The sequence below is a fragment of the Microbacterium barkeri genome, from assembly GCF_027921765.1.
GTDB classification, from domain to species: domain Bacteria; phylum Actinomycetota; class Actinomycetes; order Actinomycetales; family Microbacteriaceae; genus Microbacterium; species Microbacterium barkeri.
The window spans coordinates 33,453-51,053 of sequence record NZ_BSEJ01000002.1; the positions used below are offsets into that span (position 1 = coordinate 33,453).

At 72.1% G+C, this 17,601-nt stretch carries 17 protein-coding genes; 2 read left to right on the forward strand and 15 right to left on the reverse strand.

All coding sequences use genetic code 11. The features are described 5' to 3' along the window. Nucleotides 1–50 precede the first annotated feature (50 nt). From PKE79_RS03230 to prmC, 8 genes are all read right to left on the reverse strand, one after another. The gene (locus PKE79_RS03230) at nucleotides 51–833 is read right to left on the reverse strand and encodes a F0F1 ATP synthase subunit delta (RefSeq protein ID WP_271172229.1); all 783 of its coding nucleotides are present in this window, start codon (nucleotides 831–833) and stop codon (nucleotides 51–53) included. Next, nucleotides 833–1,384: a F0F1 ATP synthase subunit B gene (locus PKE79_RS03235; protein WP_271172230.1), complete on the reverse strand. Its 552-nt coding sequence runs from the start codon at nucleotides 1,382–1,384 to the stop codon at nucleotides 833–835. Before PKE79_RS03235 ends, PKE79_RS03230 begins: the two co-directional genes overlap by 1 nt. 28 nt (nucleotides 1,385–1,412) lie before the next feature. Continuing rightward, a complete protein-coding gene (gene atpE, locus PKE79_RS03240; protein WP_156241867.1) occupies nucleotides 1,413–1,652 on the reverse strand; it encodes a F0F1 ATP synthase subunit C in 240 nt (79 codons plus the stop codon). A 43-nt stretch (nucleotides 1,653–1,695) separates the two neighbouring features. Then, nucleotides 1,696–2,502 (reverse strand): F0F1 ATP synthase subunit A, encoded by an 807-nt coding sequence (gene atpB, locus PKE79_RS03245; protein ID WP_271172231.1) that lies wholly within the window; start codon nucleotides 2,500–2,502, stop codon nucleotides 1,696–1,698. Nucleotides 2,503–2,678: 176 nt separating this feature from the next. Beyond that, on the reverse strand, nucleotides 2,679–3,149 hold the full coding sequence (locus PKE79_RS03250) for a Cg1360 family ATP-synthase-associated protein (RefSeq protein ID WP_271172232.1): 471 nt from the start codon (nucleotides 3,147–3,149) through the stop codon (nucleotides 2,679–2,681). Beyond that, nucleotides 3,149–4,324: an MraY family glycosyltransferase gene (locus PKE79_RS03255; RefSeq protein WP_271172233.1), complete on the reverse strand. Its 1,176-nt coding sequence runs from the start codon at nucleotides 4,322–4,324 to the stop codon at nucleotides 3,149–3,151. The genes PKE79_RS03250 and PKE79_RS03255 overlap by 1 nt, the downstream gene beginning before the upstream one ends. Continuing rightward, nucleotides 4,321–5,028, reverse strand: a complete 708-nt coding sequence (locus PKE79_RS03260; protein WP_271172234.1) for an L-threonylcarbamoyladenylate synthase — start codon at nucleotides 5,026–5,028, stop codon at nucleotides 4,321–4,323. The genes PKE79_RS03255 and PKE79_RS03260 overlap by 4 nt, the downstream gene beginning before the upstream one ends. Before the next feature lie 80 nt (nucleotides 5,029–5,108). Then, nucleotides 5,109–5,996: a peptide chain release factor N(5)-glutamine methyltransferase gene (prmC, locus tag PKE79_RS03265; protein ID WP_271172235.1), complete on the reverse strand. Its 888-nt coding sequence runs from the start codon at nucleotides 5,994–5,996 to the stop codon at nucleotides 5,109–5,111. A gap of 111 nt (nucleotides 5,997–6,107) precedes the next feature. Between prmC and cysK the strand changes: the two genes are divergently transcribed. Then, entirely contained in the window at nucleotides 6,108–7,046 is a 939-nt protein-coding gene (gene cysK / locus PKE79_RS03270; RefSeq protein ID WP_271172236.1) for a cysteine synthase A, read from the forward strand. Between the two features lie 7 nt (nucleotides 7,047–7,053). Next, the gene (epsC, locus tag PKE79_RS03275) at nucleotides 7,054–7,623 is read left to right on the forward strand and encodes a serine O-acetyltransferase EpsC (protein WP_271172237.1); all 570 of its coding nucleotides are present in this window, start codon (nucleotides 7,054–7,056) and stop codon (nucleotides 7,621–7,623) included. Nucleotides 7,624–7,699: 76 nt separating this feature from the next. Here the strand turns inward: epsC and PKE79_RS03280 are convergent, their stop codons facing one another. From PKE79_RS03280 to lysA, 7 genes are all read right to left on the reverse strand, one after another. After that, entirely contained in the window at nucleotides 7,700–9,103 is a 1,404-nt protein-coding gene (locus PKE79_RS03280; RefSeq protein WP_271172238.1) for an amidase, read from the reverse strand. Between the two features lie 253 nt (nucleotides 9,104–9,356). Continuing rightward, nucleotides 9,357–10,430 (reverse strand): peptide chain release factor 1, encoded by a 1,074-nt coding sequence (prfA, locus tag PKE79_RS03285; protein ID WP_271172239.1) that lies wholly within the window; start codon nucleotides 10,428–10,430, stop codon nucleotides 9,357–9,359. Nucleotides 10,431–10,449: 19 nt separating this feature from the next. Further along, nucleotides 10,450–12,678, reverse strand: coding sequence for a transcription termination factor Rho (gene rho / locus PKE79_RS03290; RefSeq protein ID WP_309299962.1), 2,229 nt, complete (start codon nucleotides 12,676–12,678; stop codon nucleotides 10,450–10,452). A 162-nt stretch (nucleotides 12,679–12,840) separates the two neighbouring features. Beyond that, complete coding sequence (gene thrB / locus PKE79_RS03295) at nucleotides 12,841–13,773, reverse strand: homoserine kinase (RefSeq protein ID WP_271172240.1); 933 nt, start codon at nucleotides 13,771–13,773, stop codon at nucleotides 12,841–12,843. Then, nucleotides 13,770–14,858 carry a threonine synthase gene (thrC, locus tag PKE79_RS03300; RefSeq protein ID WP_271172241.1) on the reverse strand — a complete coding sequence of 363 codons (1,089 nt, stop codon included), beginning with the start codon at nucleotides 14,856–14,858 and terminating at the stop codon, nucleotides 13,770–13,772. Before thrC ends, thrB begins: the two co-directional genes overlap by 4 nt. A 2-nt stretch (nucleotides 14,859–14,860) precedes the next feature. Next, nucleotides 14,861–16,165 carry a homoserine dehydrogenase gene (locus PKE79_RS03305; RefSeq protein ID WP_271172242.1) on the reverse strand — a complete coding sequence of 435 codons (1,305 nt, stop codon included), beginning with the start codon at nucleotides 16,163–16,165 and terminating at the stop codon, nucleotides 14,861–14,863. Further along, nucleotides 16,162–17,592 (reverse strand): diaminopimelate decarboxylase, encoded by a 1,431-nt coding sequence (gene lysA / locus PKE79_RS03310; RefSeq protein WP_271172243.1) that lies wholly within the window; start codon nucleotides 17,590–17,592, stop codon nucleotides 16,162–16,164. The genes PKE79_RS03305 and lysA overlap by 4 nt, the downstream gene beginning before the upstream one ends. Nucleotides 17,593–17,601: the final 9 nt, after the last annotated feature.

A 17,601-nucleotide genomic window follows, 5' to 3' on the forward strand; every position in this document is an offset into this window, starting at 1 on the left:
TTGTGGGGCCGATGGCGACCCCTGAGCCGTCCGCCGGGGCGGGAGAGCTTTCAGCCTGCGAGCCTCTGCCGGAGATCGGCGAGGCGGGACGAGATGCTGCCGTCGATGACGTCGTCGGCGACCTGGATGCGGATGCCGCCGACGACCGTCGGGTCGATCACCGGGTTCAGCGCGACCGCGCCTCCGTACTGCTTCGACAGCGCGGCGGCAAGGCGCTCGCTCTGCGCGGCCGAGAGCGGCACGGCGGTGTAGACGGTCGCGACCGTGCGGCCGCGCTGCGCGGCGGCGATCTTCATGGCGCGCGAGAGGATCGCGCGCACGCGACGGTTCCGCGGCTGCTGCACGAGCGACGAGACGATGAGCGTCGTGCCCTCGCTGGCGCGTCCCTGGAGGAGGGAGGCGATGAGCTCCCCCTTCTTGGCGTCGTCGCCGAGCCGGCTGCCGAGCGCGAGCTCGAGCTCCGGGTTCGCCGAGACGATGCGGGCGACCTGGAAGAGCTCGGCCTCGACGTCGCTCTGCTCGGCCTTGGCGGCCGCGCGGATGGCGAGCTCCTCGAGACCGAGGACGAGGTCGTCGCCCGACGACCAGCGCTGCGCGACGGTCTGCTGGAGCAGACCCTGGGCGACCGGCGACAGCGACCCGAAGGCCCTGGCGACGAGCGCGCCGCGCGCCTCGGGGGTCGCCGCGCGATCTGCGAGCGCGCCGCTCAGCGCGGACGAGCCGGCGACGGCACGCGACGCGGCGAACAGCTCGCGCGCCGTGTCGAGGTCGACCTGCGTCGCGTCGAGCGCTTCCGCGCCGACCGCGAGCGCCTGAGTGGTCGCGCTGCCCATTACTTCGCCGCCTTCTCGGATGCCTCGAGGTCGGCGAGGAAGCGGTCGACCACGGCCTGGGCCTTCTGGTCCTCCGTGAGGGTCTCGCCGATGACGCCCGAAGCGAGGTCGAGGGCGAGTGTGCCCACCTCGCCGCGGAGCGACACGAGCGCCGCCTGGCGCTCGGCTTCGATCTGCGCGTGCGCGGTTGCCTGGATGCGCTCGGCCTCGGCCACCGCGGTGTCCTTGGCCTCGGCGACGATCTTCTTGCCGTCCTCGCGGGCGGCCTCGCGGATGTCGCCGGCTTCCTTGCGGGCCTCGGCGAGCTGCTTGGTGTACTCCTCGAGGGCGGCCTCGGCCTGCTTCTGGGCCTCGTCCGCCTTCGCGATGTTGCCCTCGATGGCGGCAGAGCGCTCGTCGAGCATCTTCGTCAGGCGCGGGATGGCGACGAAGATCACCACCGCGAGGATGATGATGAAGCACACCGCGGACCAGACGATGTCGTACATCGCCGGGAGGAGCGGGTTGTGCTCGGCTTCCTCGGCGGCGACAGTGACAAGAGCGTTCAGCATCCTGCCTCCTTAAATGTCTGGCGAGGGATCAGTTGTAGCCGAAGATGAAGCCGGTGGCGATGCCGATGAAGGCGAGGGCCTCGGTGAAGGCGATACCGATCCACATCAGCGTCTGGAGGCGGCCGGCGAGCTCGGGCTGGCGGGCAGTCGACTCGATCGTCTTGCCGACGACGATGCCCACGCCGATCGCGGGGCCGATGGCGGCGAGGCCGTAGCCGACCGTCGCGATCGAACCGTTGACCTCGGCCAGAATCGTGGTAGCGTCCACGGGTTTTTCCTTTCGGTAAGGCGGATGACCGTGTGGTCGTCCGTCAGTGCTCTTCCGCAACCGCGAGCTGGATGTAGACCGCGGTGAGGATCGTGAAGACGTAGGCCTGGAGCACGGCGACCAGGACCTCGAACAGGGTGAAGGCGAAGCCGAACGCGAGCGTTCCCACGCTCAGCAGCGACCACCATCCGCCCATCGAGATGAGGAAGAACTGCGTCGCCGAGAAGAACAGCACGAGCATGAGGTGCCCGACGATCATGTTCATCAGAAGTCGCAGCGTCAGCGTGACGGGACGGATGATGAACGTCGAGAGGAACTCGAGCGGCGTGACGATGATGTAGAGGAACGGCGGGACCCCGGGCGGGAAGAGCGCGTTCCGGAAGAACCCGGCCGGGCTCTTCTTGATGCCCGCGTAGATGAAGGCCACGTACGCGACCACCGCGAGCAGCAGCGGGACCGCGATGACGCTCGTGCCGGCGATGTTGATGCCGGGGATGATGCCCGTCAGGTTCATGAACAGGATCATGAAGAACATCGTCATGAGCAGCGGCAGGAAGCGGTCGCCGTCCTTGCGCCCGAGGATGTTGTGCGCGAAGGTGTCGCGCACGAACAGCATGCCCATCTCGACGATGCTCTGGAAGCGGCCGGGGACCACGGTCATCCGGCGCGTGCCGAGCACGAGGATGAGGACGAGGACCGCGGTGGCGAGGAACTGCGCGAGGTTGATGCGCGTGATCTCGAACGGCGTGCCGACGAAGAGCAGCCCCTCGGGGAAGAAGTCCGCGATCGACGGCGGGTGGAATTCCTCGCCGTCAGCGATCTTGGCGATGAGGTTCGCTGCCTGAGTCAACCTGTGGCTCCAGCTTCTCGCGCGGAGCAGTGCCCAGCACGGTGAATTGTCATGAGAGAGCGGGTCTGCGGGGCCTCGTCGCGTTCATCGCGCCGCACACCGGCCGCAGGTGAGTCCAGCCTATCAAAGGTCGAACCCAGGTTTTGACGCTCTGTAGAAATCCGGGCGGGCGCCCGTCAGGGCGCGTCGGCGTCGGGGGCGTCCTCCCCCGGCAGCGCGACGTCGGACACATGCGGGATGCGCATGGTCCGCACGACGATGACGTCGACGACGAGCGACGCGACGACGCTGGCGACGATCGCGACGAAGAACACGACCGGCTCGAGCCACGGCTGCCCGCGCAGGAGGAAGAGCGCGCCGATGAAGACGATGAGCTTGAGGAACCATCCGCCCAGGACGATGCCGAAGAAGATCTGCACGTAGAGGGGGTCGCCGAACCAGCGGTTCGCCACGAGCACGCTCACGCTCGTCAGGATGAGGAACACCGCGGCCACGAGGGCGCCCGCGAGCGCCGACCACAGCCCGTCCGCCCCCGCGACGAGGAAGCCGATCGCTCCTCCGACGATCGCGATGACGAGCGTCGCGATGACGCTCCACCGGATGGCCGCGCGCAGGACGGGCGTGCTCGAGACGGGAGAGGGCGACATCAGGCCTCCTGTGGGGTCGGTGCGCCGGCGGGGGTGTCCGCGCCGTCGCCGCGCGGCGCGCGGCGCGAGGGGGTGAGCGTGACGACGAGGCACGCGATGATGCCGACGCCGCCGAACGCGATGCCGATCCACCAGTCGCCGGGCCATCCGTTCTGCGTCGCGATGTACATGAGCAGCACCGCGAGCGAGCAGATCGACGTCCATGCGTAGAAGATGAGGGTCGAGTCGCGGTCGCTGTGGCCCATGTCGAGCATCCGGTGGTGCAGGTGCTTGCGATCGGGCGAGAACGGCGACTTGCCCGCGCCCATGCGGCGGATGACGGCGAGGCCGAAGTCGGCCAGCGGGAGCGCGACGACGATGATCGGCAGGATGATCGGGATGAACGCTCCGAGCAGCTGCGAGTCGAAGTCCTCGCGCCCGACGATCGACGGAGGCAGCTGACCCGTGATCGCGACCGCGCTCGTGGCCATGAGCAGGCCCAGCACGAGCGCGCCGGAGTCGCCCATGAAGAGCTTCGCGGGGCTCCAGTTCAGCGGCAGGAAGCCGATGCAGGCGCCGATGAGGACCGCCGCGATGAAGGTCGCGAAGTTGAAGTAGCTCGTCGCGCCGATGTCGCGGATGAGCAGATACGAGTACACGAAGAACACGGCGTTCGAGATGAGGCAGACGCCGGCGACGAGCCCGTCGAGGCCGTCGATGAAGTTCACGGCGTTCATGGCGATGACGATCGAGAGGATCGTGACGCCGATGCTGAACCAGCTCCCCCACACCGTGATGCCGCCGAACGGGAGGAAGAAGATCTGCAGCTGGCCGCCCACGGCGATGATGCCCGCCGCGAGGAACTGCGCCGCGAGCTTGATCATCCAGTCGAGGTCCCACAGGTCGTCGGCGACGCCGACGAGCATGATGAGCGTCACGGCGGCGAGGATCGACCACACGCGCTGCGGCTCGTCCCAGAAGATCCCGAAGTACGGGTTCGCCGCCGAGACCGCGAACGCGGTCGCGATGCCGAGGAACATCGCCACGCCGCCCAGCCGGGGCGTGGGCGTCTTGTGCACGTCGCGCTCGCGGATGCCGGGGTACAGCTTGTACCGCATCGCGAGCTTCCACACCGTCCACGAGAGGCCGTAGGTGACCGCGGCCGTCAGGACGATGATGAAGACGTACTGTCTCACGGGCCGCTCGCTGCCTCGGGCTCGGCCTCGGTCTCGGGGTCGGGCTCGAGGAGGTCGCCGAGCACGTCGCGCAGCTCCGCGCGCGTGACGGCGCCGTCGCGCAGCACGCGGACGACCGGGTCGGCGACTCCGCCCACGAGCGAGGTCGCGTCGATGATCGTCGACGCGATGCCCGTCGCGGAGGCGCCCGCGTCGAGGTAGACCGCGACGCTCTCGCCGAGCATGCCGATCGCGGAGTCGATCGTCACGGCGGCGGGGCGCCCCGTGAGGTTCGCGCTCGAGACGGCGAGCGGACCGGTCTCGGTCAGCAGCTCCAGGGTGAGCCGGTGGTCGGGCATGCGCACCGCCACGGTGCCGTGCGTCTCGCCGAGGTCCCAGCTGAGGGAGGGCTGGGCGGGGAGCACGATCGTGAGGCCGCCGGGCCAGAAGCGCGAGACGAGGCGCTGGACGGCCTCGGGCACCTCCTCGACGAGAGCGCGCATCGCGTCCTCGCCCGCCACGAGCACGGGCGGCGGCTGCTGGCGCCCCCTCCCCTTCGCGTCGAGCAGACGCTGCACGGCCTCGGGGCTGAACGCGTCGGCCGCGACGCCGTACACGGTGTCGGTCGGGAGGACGACGAGCTCGCCGCGGGCGATCGCCTGACGGGCCTGGCGCATGCCGGGGAGGAGCTGCGTCTCGTCGCGCAGATCGAAGAGGGGGGACATAGCGGGTCAAGTCTACGGCGACGCCGCTGGGAACGCCGGTCGCGACGCCGCGGCGGCGCCCGAACCGGTGCGGCAGGCGGTCAGGCGCGGATGGCCGTGGTCGCGCGGTCGCGCATCGTGAGATCCGGATGGGTCGCGGCTCCGCGCCATCCGTCGGCCGTGAGGAGATCGCGGATGGGCGCGCCCTGCCACTCGCCGTGCTCGATGACGAGGACGCCGCCGGGGCGCAGGAGGCGCGCGGCCGTCCGGCTCAGGACCCGCACGACGTCGAGGCCGTCCGGCCCGCCGTAGAGCGCCGCGGCAGGGTCGTGCAGGCGCACCTCCGGGTCGCGCGGGATGGCGTCGTCGGGGACGTACGGCGGATTGGAGGCGACGACCGCGACCGTGCCGTCGAGCTCGGAGAGCGCGTCGGCGAGGTCGCCGAGGACGATGCGGAGGTTCTCGGCGCCGATCCGCTCGGCGTTGCGCAGGGTCCACGCGTGCGCGTCGGGCGACTTCTCCACGGCGTGCACGCGCGCGTGCGGCACCTCGGTCGCGAGCGCGAGCGCGATGGCGCCGCTGCCCGTGCCGAGGTCGACGGCGACGGGCTCGGGCGACGGGTCGGCGCGGAGCGCGTCGATCGCCAGCTGGGCCACCATCTCGGTCTCGGGGCGGGGGACGAACACCCCGGGGCCGACCGCGAGGTCGAGGTGCCGGAAGTGCGCGACGCCCGTGATGTGCTGCAGCGGCACGCGCGCGGCGCGGCGCTCGACGAGGGCCTCGAACGCCGCCGCGTGCTCGGGGGCGAGCGCATCGCCGCGGATGACGGCGGCCTGCACTCCCCCGCGGCTCTCGCCGCGCACGTGCGCGAGCAGGAGCTCGGCGTCGACGTCGGGGGCGGGCACCCCCGCGTCGGCGAGGATCCGGGCGGCCTCCGACAGAGCGGAGCGGACGGAGGCGGCGGCGGGCCGAGGGGCAGGGGGCGTCATGGCCCGTCCAGTCTACGGACGGCGTAACTCGGTTACGCCGTCGCGCGTCGCCCCGGGCGTTGTGCCCTAATGTGAAGCCGATCGCAGGATCTCCTCCGCAGAAAGGCCGTCATGACCGGTATCCACGCAGACGTCACCACCGCGTTCGGCAACACCCCGCTCGTCCGCCTCAACCGCGTCGTCGAGGGCGCGGGCGCCGAGGTGTACGCCAAGCTCGAGTACTTCAACCCCGGTTCGAGCGTCAAGGACCGCCTCGGCATCGCGATCATCAACGCGGCGGAGGAGTCGGGCGAGCTCAAGCCCGGAGGCACGATCGTCGAGGCGACGAGCGGCAACACGGGCATCGCCCTCTCGCTCGTCGGCGCCGCCCGCGGCTACAAGGTCATCCTGACGATGCCGGCCTCGATGTCGAAGGAGCGCCGCGTGCTCCTCAAGGCGTTCGGCGCCGAGCTCGTGCTCACCGACCCCGCCGGCGGCATGAAGGCCGCCGTCGCGGAGGCCGAGCGCATCGCGTCCGAGACGCCCGGCGCCATCCTCGCGAAGCAGTTCGCGAACGAGGCGAACCCCGCCATCCACCGCAAGACCACGGCCGAGGAGATCTGGCGCGACACCGACGGCCAGGTCGACATCTTCGTCGCCGGCATCGGCACGGGCGGCACGATCACGGGCGTCGGGCAGGTGCTCAAGGAGCGCAACCCCGACCTGAAGGTCGTCGCGGTCGAGCCGAGCGCCTCGCCGCTGCTGTCGCAGGGCACCCCCGGCCCGGCGAAGATCCAGGGCATCGGCCCGAACTTCGTGCCCCCGATCCTCGACACCGAGGTGTTCGACGAGGTCGTCACGGTCGAGTTCGACGACGCGATCGCCACCTCGCGCGCGCTCGCCGCGAACGAGGGCCTGCTCGTCGGCATCTCGTCGGGCGCGGCCGCCTGGGCCGCGATCGAGGTCGCCAAGCGCCCCGAGAACGCCGGCAAGAAGATCGTCGTGATCATCCCCGACACGGGCGAGCGCTACCTCTCGACGGCCCTGTTCGAGGACCTGCGCGAGGACTGACCGCCCGATGTCGTTCTGGAGTCGCGTCCGCGAGGATCTCGATGCCGCCCGGCGTCGGGATCCCGCGGCGCGTTCCGCGCTCGAGATCGCCCTCCTCTACCCCGGCCTCCACGCCATCTGGGCGCATCGTCTCTGGCATGCCCTGTGGATCCGGGGCCTCCGGTTCGTCGCGCGCGCGGGGTCGCAGCTCACGCGCTGGCTGACCGGCATCGAGATCCATCCCGGCGCCGTGATCGGCCGCCGGTTCTTCATCGACCACGGCATGGGCGTCGTGATCGGCGAGACCGCCGAGATCGGCGACGACGTCATGCTCTACCACGGCGTCACGCTCGGCGGCCGCACCCACGACGGCGGCAAGCGCCACCCCACGCTGGGCGACGGCGTCGCCGTCGGTGCGGGAGCCAAGGTCCTCGGACCCGTCGTGATCGGCGACCGCTCGATGATCGGCGCGAACGCCGTGGTCACCCGCAGCGCTCCGGCCGACACGGTTCTCGTCGGCATCCCCGCGAAGGCGCGGGCCCGCCGGTCCGGCGAGGACGCGCGCCTCATCCTCATGGCGCCCGAGTACAGCATCTGACCGCTGCTCGACGCCGGTCTCCGCGAGGCGCCGCGTTTCGTCGCGAAATGCGGCGAACCACGCGAGCGGATGGCCGTCAGGCCGCGACCGGCGGGCGCGGCAGGGGCCCGCGCGCGGCCTCGAGCTGCGCTGCAACGGCGATGATCGTGCCCTCGCCGCCTGGGCGTCCGACGAGCTGCACACTCACGGGGCGCCCTGACGCGTCGGACAGCAGCGGCACCGTGAGCGCGGGCAGCCCGCTCACGTTCACGAAGCTGGTGTGCGGCGCATAGGAGCACTGCTGCGCGAAGTTCCGCTCGGGATCGTCCTGGTCGTACCACCCCACGGGGCGCGGCGACTGCGCGAGCGCGGGCGTCAGGACGACGTCGAACGGCGCGAACGCCGCGATCGTCTCCCGCTCGAACACGGTCGCGGCGGCATACGCGGCCAGCACGCGCTCAGCCGCGAGCGCCCTCCCCTCGCGCACGAGCCACGCCGTGAGCGGCTCGAGGTCGAGGTCCAGGCGATCGTCGGCCACGGGGATCCGCGCAGCGGAGGCGCGCCAGATCGTCGTGAAGAGCTCGGGGTACCCGCGCGGCTGCCAGTCCGCATCCGAGACATCGTGCCCCGCGGCTTCGAGGAGCGCTATCCCGCGGTCGAACGCCGCGCGCGCGGCGGGATCGAGCGCCGTGTCGGTCCATCCGTCCCACGGCGTGACGGTCGTGATGCCCACGCGGAGTCGGCCGGGGTCGCACCGGGCGGCCGCGGCGAACGGGCCGCGTCCGGGTGCGCGCGTCGCGTAGGTGTAGGGAGCGGATGCCGCGAGCGCGTCGAGCAGGAACGCCGCGTCCTCGACGGTGCGGGCGATCGGGCCGGCGACCGACAGCCCGCCCGGCGCATCGAGCCCCGATCCGATCGGCAGGCGGCCGCGCGACGGCTTGATCCCGACGACCCCCACGGTCGCGGCGGGGATGCGGATGGACCCGCCGCCGTCCGAGGCGGGAGCTGCGGGCAGCAGGCCCGCCGAGACCGCGACGGCCGCCCCGCCGCTCGACCCGCCGGCGCCCGTCGCCGGGTCCCACGGGTTCCGCGTGGGCGGGGCGACGCGCGACTCGGTGTAGCCGGTCATGCCGAACTCGGGGGTGCTGGTCTTCCCGAGGCTCACGGCGCCGAGCTCGTCGAGCGCGAGCGCGAGCGGGTCGGATGCCACGGGCACGTACGCGGCGAACGCTCGCGATCCGTAGCGGGTCGGCACTCCGGCGCGCGCCGTGAGGTCCTTGTCGGCGAGAGGCAGGCCCCACAGGGGGCGCGTCGGGTCGGGCCGTCCGAGCCGTTCCGCGGCCGCGAGGGCCCGCGCGGCCGTCACCTCGGTGAAGGCGCCGAGGCCGTCGTCGAGTCGGGCGATCCGGTCGAGGAAGTGCGTCGCGACCTCGCGCGGCGCGACCTCGCCGCGCTGGAGTGCCGACGCGAGCTCGACGGCGCTCAGCTCGTGGATGTCCATCCGACCATCCTCCCGCACGATCGCCGCACCGCCTTCGTCCACGACGGCGGTCGCCCAGGTCGCACTTCGCGGCCCCCAACCGACGAATACGGCCGGAAACCGCGACCCCGACAGGGCGACACCTGCCCAGGTCGCACTTCGCGGCCCCCAACCGACCAATACGGACGGAAACCGCGACCCGAACGGGGCGACGGCTGGCGCAACGGGGCGACGCCCGCCCAACAGGGCGACGGATGGCGTCAGCCGGCCGAGATCACTCCCCGAGCGACGCGAGGCGCTCGGCCTCGTCGGCCTCGATGCAGGACTGCACGACGGGCTCGAGCGCGCCGTCCATCACCTGGTCGAGGTTGTACGCCTTGTATCCCGTGCGGTGGTCCGCGATGCGGTTCTCGGGGAAGTTGTACGTGCGGATGCGCTCCGAGCGGTCCATGCCGCGGATCTGCGACTTGCGCGCATCGGCCGCGACGGCCGCGAGCTCCTCCTGCTGCTTCGCGAGCAGACGCGCGCGGAGGACGCGCATGCCCGCCTCGCGGTTCTGCAGCTGCGACTTCTCGTTCTGCATCGACACGACGATGCCGGTCGGCACGTGCGTGATGCGCACCGCCGAGTCGGTCGTGTTGACCGACTGGCCGCCGGGTCCGGACGACCGGAAGACATCGATCTTCAGGTCGTTCGGGTCGATGTGGATCTCCTCGGGCTCGTCCACCTCGGGGAAGACGAGCACGCCGGTCGTCGAGGTGTGGATGCGCCCCTGCGACTCGGTCGCGGGAACGCGCTGCACGCGGTGCACGCCGCCCTCGTACTTGAGATGCGCCCACACGCCCTGCGCGGGGTCGTTCGAGGATCCCTTGATGGCGACCTGCACGTTCTTGTAGCCGCCGAGGTCGGACTCGTCGCGCTCGAGGAGCTCGGTCTTCCACCCCTTCGACGCCGCGTACTGCATGTACATGCGCAGGAGATCGGCCGCGAAGAGGGCGCTCTCGGCGCCGCCCTCGCCGGCCTTGATCTCCATGATCACGTCGCGCGCGTCATCCGGATCGCGCGGGATGAGGAGACGCCGCAGCCGCTCCTGCGCCTGCGCGAGGTGCTCCTCGAGTGCCGGCACCTCCTCGGCGAAGGCGTCGTCCTCCTTCGCGAGCTCGCGAGCGGCCTCGAGGTCCTCCCCCGCGGCCACCCACTCCTCGTGCGCGCGCACGATGCGGCTGAGCTCGGCGTAGCGCCGGTTGACCCGCTTGGCGCGCGCCGCGTCGGCGTGCACGGCGGGGTCGGAGAGCTCCTCCTGCACCCGCCGGTGCTCGTCGATCAGCGCCTGGACGGACTCGAACACGCGTGCTCCCCCGCCCGCGTCAGCGGATGTCGTTCTCGTGGCCCGAGCCGCGGCCGCCCGTCGCTGGGATCGACTTCTGCATCTGCACGAGGAACTCGACGTTCGACTGCGTCTCCTTGAGCTTGTCGAGGATGACGCCGAGCGCGTGCTGCTGGTCGAGGCCCGCGAGGGCGCGACGCAGCTTCCACGTGATCTTCACCTCGTCGGGCGACAGGAGCATCTCCTCACGGCGCGTGGACGACGCGTTGACGTCGACCGCCGGGAAGATCCGCTTGTCGGCGAGCTGACGCGAGAGGCGCAGCTCCATGTTGCCGGTGCCCTTGAACTCCTCGAAGATCACCTCGTCCATCTTCGATCCGGTCTCGACGAGCGCCGTGGCGAGGATGGTCAGCGAGCCGCCGTTCTCGATGTTGCGCGCGGCGCCGAAGAAGCGCTTGGGCGGGTAGAGCGCCGACGCGTCGACGCCGCCCGTGAGCACGCGGCCCGAGGTCGGGGCCGAGATGTTGTACGCGCGTCCGAGGCGCGTGATCGAGTCGAGCAGCACGACGACGTCGCGGCCCAGCTCGACGAGACGCTTCGCCCGTTCGATCGCGAGCTCGGCGACCGTCGTGTGGTCCTCCGCGGGACGGTCGAACGTCGAGGCGATGACCTCGCCCTTGACCGACCGCTGCATGTCGGTGACCTCCTCGGGCCGCTCGTCGACGAGCACGACCATGAGGTGGGCCTCGGGGTTGTTCTGCGAGATCGCGTTCGCGATCTGCTGCAGGACGATCGTCTTGCCGGCCTTGGGCGGCGCGACGATGAGGCCGCGCTGGCCCTTCCCGATCGGCGCGACGAGGTCGATGATGCGCTGCGTGAGCTTCTCGGGCGCGGTCTCGAGGCGGAGGCGCTCCTGCGGGTAGAGCGGCGTGAGGTCGCCGAACTCGACGCGGTTCGCGGCGTCCTCGACGGACAGGCCGTTGATCGAGTCGACCTTGACGAGCGCGTTGTACTTCTGCCGGCCCGTCGACTCGCCCTCGCGCGGCTGCTTGATCGCGCCGACGATCGCGTCGCCCTTGCGGAGGTGGTACTTCTTCACCTGGCCGAGCGAGACGTAGACGTCCTGGTGCCCCGGGAGGTAGCCCGTGGTGCGGACGAACGCGTAGTTGTCGAGCACATCCAGAACGCCCGCGATCGGGATGAGGACGTCATCCTCGCCGATCTCGGTGTCGAACTCGTCGTCGGCGCCGCCGCGGCGCTTGTTGCGCGCGCGACCACGGCCCTCGCTCTGCGCCTGGGCCTGTGCCTGGCCGCGCCCCTGGCGCTGACCGCCGCGGTCCCCGCGGTCGCCCTCGTCGTTGGCGTCGTCCTGCGTCGCGCGGGCGTCGTCGCCCTGTGCCTCGCCGTTGCCCTTGTTGCGGCCTCGGCGGTTGCGGTTGCGGCCTCGGCGGCCGGTGCCCTCCTCCGAGCGCTCGCCCTCGCGGCCGCCCTCGGCGCGTGCGGCGTCGGACACCTCGTCGGCGTCGCCCTGCGCGTCGGCGGGTGCCTCCTCGGCGGCCGGCTCGGCCTTGCGGACCGGACGGCGGTTGCGGCCACGGCCGCGGCCGCCCTCGGCCTGCTCGCCCTCGGCCTCCTCCGCCGCGGCGGCGTCGGCCTGCTCGGCGGGCTTCTCGGCGTCCTCGGCGGGCGCCTCGGCGGGGGTCTCCGCGGCGGCCGTCTCGTCAGCGGCCGTCTCGTCGGCGGCAGGGGCCTCCTCAGCGGACGCCGCCTCCTCGGCGGGGGTCTCCTCCGCGGTCGGCGCCTCGTCCATGGCCTCGGGCGAGGGAGCGGTCTCGACCGCCTGCTCGGCGACCTCGACGACCTCCGCCTCGTCGGCGGATGCCGCCGCGTCGGCCTGCGGGGCCTCCTCTGCCGGCGTCTCGACGACGGGGTCGGCCTTCTTCGTGCGGCGCGGCGCGCGCTTGCGCACCGGCTTCGCGGGCGCCTCCTCAGCCGCGGGCGCCTCGGCGGCGGGTGCCTCCTCGGCCGCGGGGGCCTCCTCGGCGGGCGCCTCGACGGCCGCCTCGGCCGTGCCGGCCGACTTCACGCGGCGCGGCGCGCGCTTGCGCACGGGCTTGGCGGGCGCCTCCTCGGCGGGTGCCGCATCTGCGGCGGGCTGGGCGTCGGCCTGCGCGCTCTCGGCGGGCGACGTCTCGGTCGCCTGCGCCTCGGGCTGCGCGTCGAAGAGGGTCTCTTCTCCGCCGACTGCGTCGTTCTGGATCTCGGAGATCGGCTCCACGAGTACTCCTGTCGGTATTGCGTGGCATGACCCGAACCGCACTGGCGGGATTCGCGTGACGCGCGCCACGACGCGCGTGGATCTCGGCCGGTCTCGGAGACGGCGGGGATCGTGCGGGGGCTTCGCAGAATTGCGACGGTGGCTTCGAACGTGCTATTCAGCACCCACCGGGATGTCCCTCACTGTACCACCTTTGAAATCGACGGCGAGCATGAGGGCGTCCCACGGGGTGTCCGCGACCCGGGCGACGAGCTCGGCTGCCTCGACGCGGCGGCCGGGGCCGTCGGCGAGGACGAGGACGCTCGGGCCCGCGCCCGAGACGACGGCCGCGAAGCCCGCCGCGCGCAGCGCCTGCACGAGCCGGTGCGTCTCGGGCATCGCCTCGGCGCGGTAGTTCTGGTGGAGCTTGTCCTCGGTCGCGGCGAGCAGCAGCTCGGGGCTCTGCGTGAGCGCCGCGATGAGGAGCGCCGAGCGCGAGACGTTGAACACGGCGTCCTCGCGCGGCACCTGCAGGGGCTGCAGGCTGCGTGCGAGGGAGGTCGACATGGTCGTCTCCGGGACGAAGACGACGGGCGCGACGCCGCGATGCACGAGGAGCTTCTTGTGCTGCGGGCCCCGCTCGTCGACCCACGCGATCGTGAGCCCGCCGAAGAGGGCGGGTGCGACGTTGTCCGGGTGTCCTTCGAGCTCGGTCGCGAGGCGGAGGAGGTCGTTCTCGGAGAGCTCGACGTCGCCCTCGAGGAGCCCCTTCGCGGCGAGCACGCCGGCCGAGACGGCGGCGCCCGAGGAGCCGAGGCCGCGCCCGTGCGGGACGCCGTTGTGCGCGACGAGCCGCAGGCCCGGCGCGGGGCGCCCCGCATCGGCGAAGACGTGGCGGATGGCGCGCACGATGAGGTGCGACTCGTCGCGGGGGATCTCCTCCGCGCCCGACCCGGTCACCTCGATCTCGAGCTCGCCCTCCGGCAAGGCCGTCACGGTGAGCTCGTCGTACGCCGACAGCGCGAGGCCGAGGGTGTCGAACCCGGGGCCCAGGTTGGCGCTCGTGGCCGGCACGCGGACGTGCACCGAGCGCCGGGCTGGCGTCACGCGGGCGCTCCGACGGGAGCGAGCCCGAGCACGTCGGCGACGTCGGAGGTCGAGGCGTCGACGACCGTCGGGGTCACCTCCGAGCCGTCCTCCTGCTTGAGCGCCCACTGCGGATCCTTGAGCCCGTGCCCCGTGACGGTGATCGCGACGCGCGAGCCCGCGGGGATCGCGCCCGCCTCGGCGCGCTCGAGGAGACCGGCGACGCCGATCGCGGACGCCGGCTCGACGAACACGCCGGCCGTGCTCGCGAGGAGCCGCTGCGCGGCGAGGATGGCCGAGTCGGAGATCGCGCCGAAGTACCCGTCGGTCTTCTCGCGCGCCGCGAGGGCGAGCTCCCACGAGGCGGGGTTGCCGATGCGGATGGCCGTGGCGATCGTCTCCGGGTTCTTCACGACCTCGCCGCGGACGATGGGCGCCGAGCCCTCGGCCTGGAAGCCGAACATGCGCGGCACGCGCGTCGACGTGCCGGCCTCGGCGTCCTCGACGTACCCGCGCGAGTACGCGGTGTAGTTGCCGGCGTTGCCGATCGGGATGAAGTGGAAGTCGGGGGCGTCGCCGAGCTGCGAGACGATCTCGTACGCCGCGGTCTTCTGGCCCTCGATGCGGTCGGGGTTGACCGAGTTCACGAGGTGCACGGGGTAGCTCTCGCTGAGCTCGCGCGCGATCTCGAGGCAGTCGTCGAAGTTGCCGCGGATCTGGATGAGCTGGCCGCCGTGGATGACGGCCTGGCTGAGCTTGCCCATGGCGATCTTGCCCTCGGGCACGAGGACCGCCGCGGTGATCCCCGCGTGCGCGGCGTACGCCGCGGCCGAGGCCGACGTGTTGCCGGTCGACGCGCAGATGACGGCCTTCGCGCCGTGCTCGACGGCGCGCGAGAGCGCGACGGTCATGCCGCGGTCCTTGAACGAGCCGGTCGGGTTCATGCCCTCGAACTTGATCCAGACATCCGCGCCCGTGCGCTGCGACAGGGCGGGTGCGGGGATGAGCGGCGTGCCGCCCTCGCCGAGGGTCACGACGGTCGAGGCGTCGGTGACGCCCAGACGGTCGGCGTACTCGCGCATCACTCCGCGCCAGACGTGGGCCATGGTCATTCTCCTTCCACGCGCAGCACCGAGGCCACGCGCTCGACGACATCGCTCTGAGCGAGGCGGGCGACGGTGTCGCTGAGCGCCTGCTCCCGAGCCCTGTGGGTTCCGATCACGATGCGGGCGGTGCCCTCGTCATCGACGGTCTGCTCGACGGTCGCCGCGGAGACGCCGCCGTCGTTGAGGATGCCCGCGATCGTCGCGAGCACGCCCTGCTCGTCCGACACCTCGAGGGTGATCTGGTAGCGCGTCGTGATGCGCCCGATCTCGGCGGTCGGCAGGCTCTGGCGCGCCGACTCCCCCACGCCCACGCCGCCGGCGATGTGGCGGCGGGCGGCCGACACGACGTCGCCGAGCACGGCCGACGCGGTCTGCACGCCGCCCGCTCCCGCGCCGTAGAACATGAGGGGGCCCGCCGCCTCGGCCTCGACGAACACGGCGTTGTTGCCGCCGTGCACCGTCGCGAGGGGATGGTCGCGGCTGATGAGCGCGGGATACACGCGCACGGAGATCGACTCGTCCTCCCCGTCGGCGCCGGGCAGGCGCTCGCACACGGCGAGCAGCTTGATGACGAAGCCCGCGCGGCGCGCGCCCTCGATCATGTCGGCCGTGATCGACTCGATGCCCTCGCGGTGCACGTGCTCCATCGCGACCTCGGTGTGGAACGCGAGGCTCGCGAGGATGGCCGCCTTCTGGGCCGCGTCGTATCCCTCGAGGTCGAGGGTCGGGTCGGCCTCGAGGTAGCCGAGGTCCGTCGCGATGCGCTGCGCCTCCTCGGCGGAGAGCCCCTCGCGGTCCATCTTGTCGAGGATGAAGTTCGTCGAGCCGTTGACGATGCCGAAGATGCGGACGATCCGGTCGCCTGCGAGCGAGTCCTTCAGGGGGCGGATGATCGGGATCGCGCCTGCGACGGCGGCCTCGTACGAGACGGACGCGCCGACCTGGTCGGCGGCGTCGAAGATCTCGGCGCCGTGAGCGGCGAGGAGGGCCTTGTTGCCCGTCACGACGTCGGCGCCCGAGTTCAGGGCGGTGAGGATGTGGGTGCGGGCGGGCTCGATGCCGCCCATGAGCTCGATGACGATGTCGGCGCCGACGATGAGGTTCTCGGCGTCGGTCGTGAGCAGCTCGCGCGGGAGCTCGACGTCGCGAGGGGCGTCGAGGTCGCGGACGAGGATGCCCGAGAGCTCGAGGCTCGCGCCGCTGCGCTCGGCGAGGTCGTCGCCGTGCTCGAGAAGCAGGCGCGCGACCTGCGAGCCGACGGAACCGGCGCCCAGCAGGGCGACCCTCAGCGTGCGGTGGTCGATCATCCTTCTCCCTCTCCGGCCGCGAGGCCGGTCTCGGTGTCGAGCCCGGCGTCGCGGGCGAGCAGATCGTCGATCGTCTCGCCGCGCACGATCACGCGGGCGCTCCCCCCGCGGACCGCCACGACGGGCGGACGCGGGACGTGGTTGTAGTTGCTCGCGAGCGGCACGGTGTACGCGCCCGTCGCGGGGACCGCGAGCAGGTCGCCGGGCGTGACGTCTCCCGGAAGGTACTCGTGGTCGACGACGATGTCGCCCGACTCGCAGTGCATGCCGACGACGCGCACGAGCGCGGGAGCGTCCATCCCCTCGCGCGATGCGAGCCGCGCCGAGTACTGCGCGCCGTACAGGGCGCCGCGCGCGTTGTCGCTCATGCCGCCGTCGACGCTCACGTAGACGCGGTCGCGCTCTCCGTCGGGCGTCTGCACGCGGACCGGCTTCACGGTGCCGACCTCGTAGAGCGTGACGCCCGCGGTGCCGATGATGCTGCGGCCCGGCTCGAAGGCGAGGGTCGGCAGCGGGATGCCGCGCGCGTCGCACTCGTCCGCGACGGCCCCGACGATGCCCTCCGCGAGCTCCTCGATGGGCGAGGGATCGTCGGCTCGCGTGTAGGCGATCCCGAAGCCCCCGCCGAGGTTGAGCAGCGGGATCTCCCCGCCCGCGAGGAGGCGCTCGTGCAGCTCGACGAGCCGCGAGGCCGACTCGCGGAAGCCGGCGACGCCGAAGATCTGCGAGCCGATGTGGCAGTGCAGGCCGGCGAAGCGCACGTGCGGCAGCTCGCGGATGCGGGCCACCGCCTCCTCGGCCGCGCTGAGCGGGAACCCGAACTTCTGGTCCTCGTGCGCCGTCGCGAGGAAGCTGTGCGTCTCGGCGTGCACACCGCTGTTGACGCGCACGAGCACGCTCTGCGTGACGTCGAGGCGCTCCGTGATCGCCGCGAGGCGCTCGATCTCGATGAGCGAGTCGACGATGATCGTGCCCACGCCGGCGGTGACGGCGCGCTCGAGCTCCCAGACCTGCTTGTTGTTGCCGTGGAAGCCGATGTGCGATGGCGCCACGCCGGCGGCGAGGGCGACCGCGAGCTCGCCGCCCGAGCAGACGTCGATCCGCAGGCCCGCGTCGACCATCCACCGCGCGATCTCGGCGCTCAGGAACGCCTTGCCGGCGTAGTAGACGCGTGCGTCACCGCCGCGGCGAGCCGCAGCGGACGCGAACGCGTCGCGCGTGCGCACGGCGCGCGAGCGCGCCTCGTCCTCGTCGATCACGACGACCGGGGTCCCGTACTCGCGTGCGAGCGCCGTGGCGGGCACCCCGCCGATGACGAGCACCCCGTTCGCGTCGCGCGACGCCGATGCCGGCCAGACACCGGGCGCGAGGTCGTTCGGGTCAGCGGGAGACGTGAGCCATTCGGGCGCGAGGGCGGACGAGGACACGGGGCACCA

What these genes read in the sequence shown, in the direction of transcription:
- PKE79_RS03280 (WP_271172238.1), bottom strand. Translation starts at nt 9,103, where the DNA reads ATGGACATCCACGAGCTGAGCGCCGTCGAGCTCGCGTCGGCACTCCAG.
- PKE79_RS03250 (WP_271172232.1), bottom strand. Translation starts at nt 3,149, where the DNA reads ATGTCGCCCTCTCCCGTCTCGAGCACGCCCGTCCTGCGCGCGGCCATC.
- PKE79_RS03230 (WP_271172229.1), bottom strand. Translation starts at nt 833, where the DNA reads ATGGGCAGCGCGACCACTCAGGCGCTCGCGGTCGGCGCGGAAGCGCTC.
- PKE79_RS03260 (WP_271172234.1), bottom strand. Translation starts at nt 5,028, where the DNA reads ATGTCCCCCCTCTTCGATCTGCGCGACGAGACGCAGCTCCTCCCCGGC.
- PKE79_RS03235 (WP_271172230.1), bottom strand. Translation starts at nt 1,384, where the DNA reads ATGCTGAACGCTCTTGTCACTGTCGCCGCCGAGGAAGCCGAGCACAAC.
- cysK (WP_271172236.1), top strand. Translation starts at nt 6,108, where the DNA reads ATGACCGGTATCCACGCAGACGTCACCACCGCGTTCGGCAACACCCCG.
- thrC (WP_271172241.1), bottom strand. Translation starts at nt 14,858, where the DNA reads ATGGCCCACGTCTGGCGCGGAGTGATGCGCGAGTACGCCGACCGTCTG.
- prmC (WP_271172235.1), bottom strand. Translation starts at nt 5,996, where the DNA reads ATGACGCCCCCTGCCCCTCGGCCCGCCGCCGCCTCCGTCCGCTCCGCT.
- PKE79_RS03305 (WP_271172242.1), bottom strand. Translation starts at nt 16,165, where the DNA reads ATGATCGACCACCGCACGCTGAGGGTCGCCCTGCTGGGCGCCGGTTCC.
- epsC (WP_271172237.1), top strand. Translation starts at nt 7,054, where the DNA reads ATGTCGTTCTGGAGTCGCGTCCGCGAGGATCTCGATGCCGCCCGGCGT.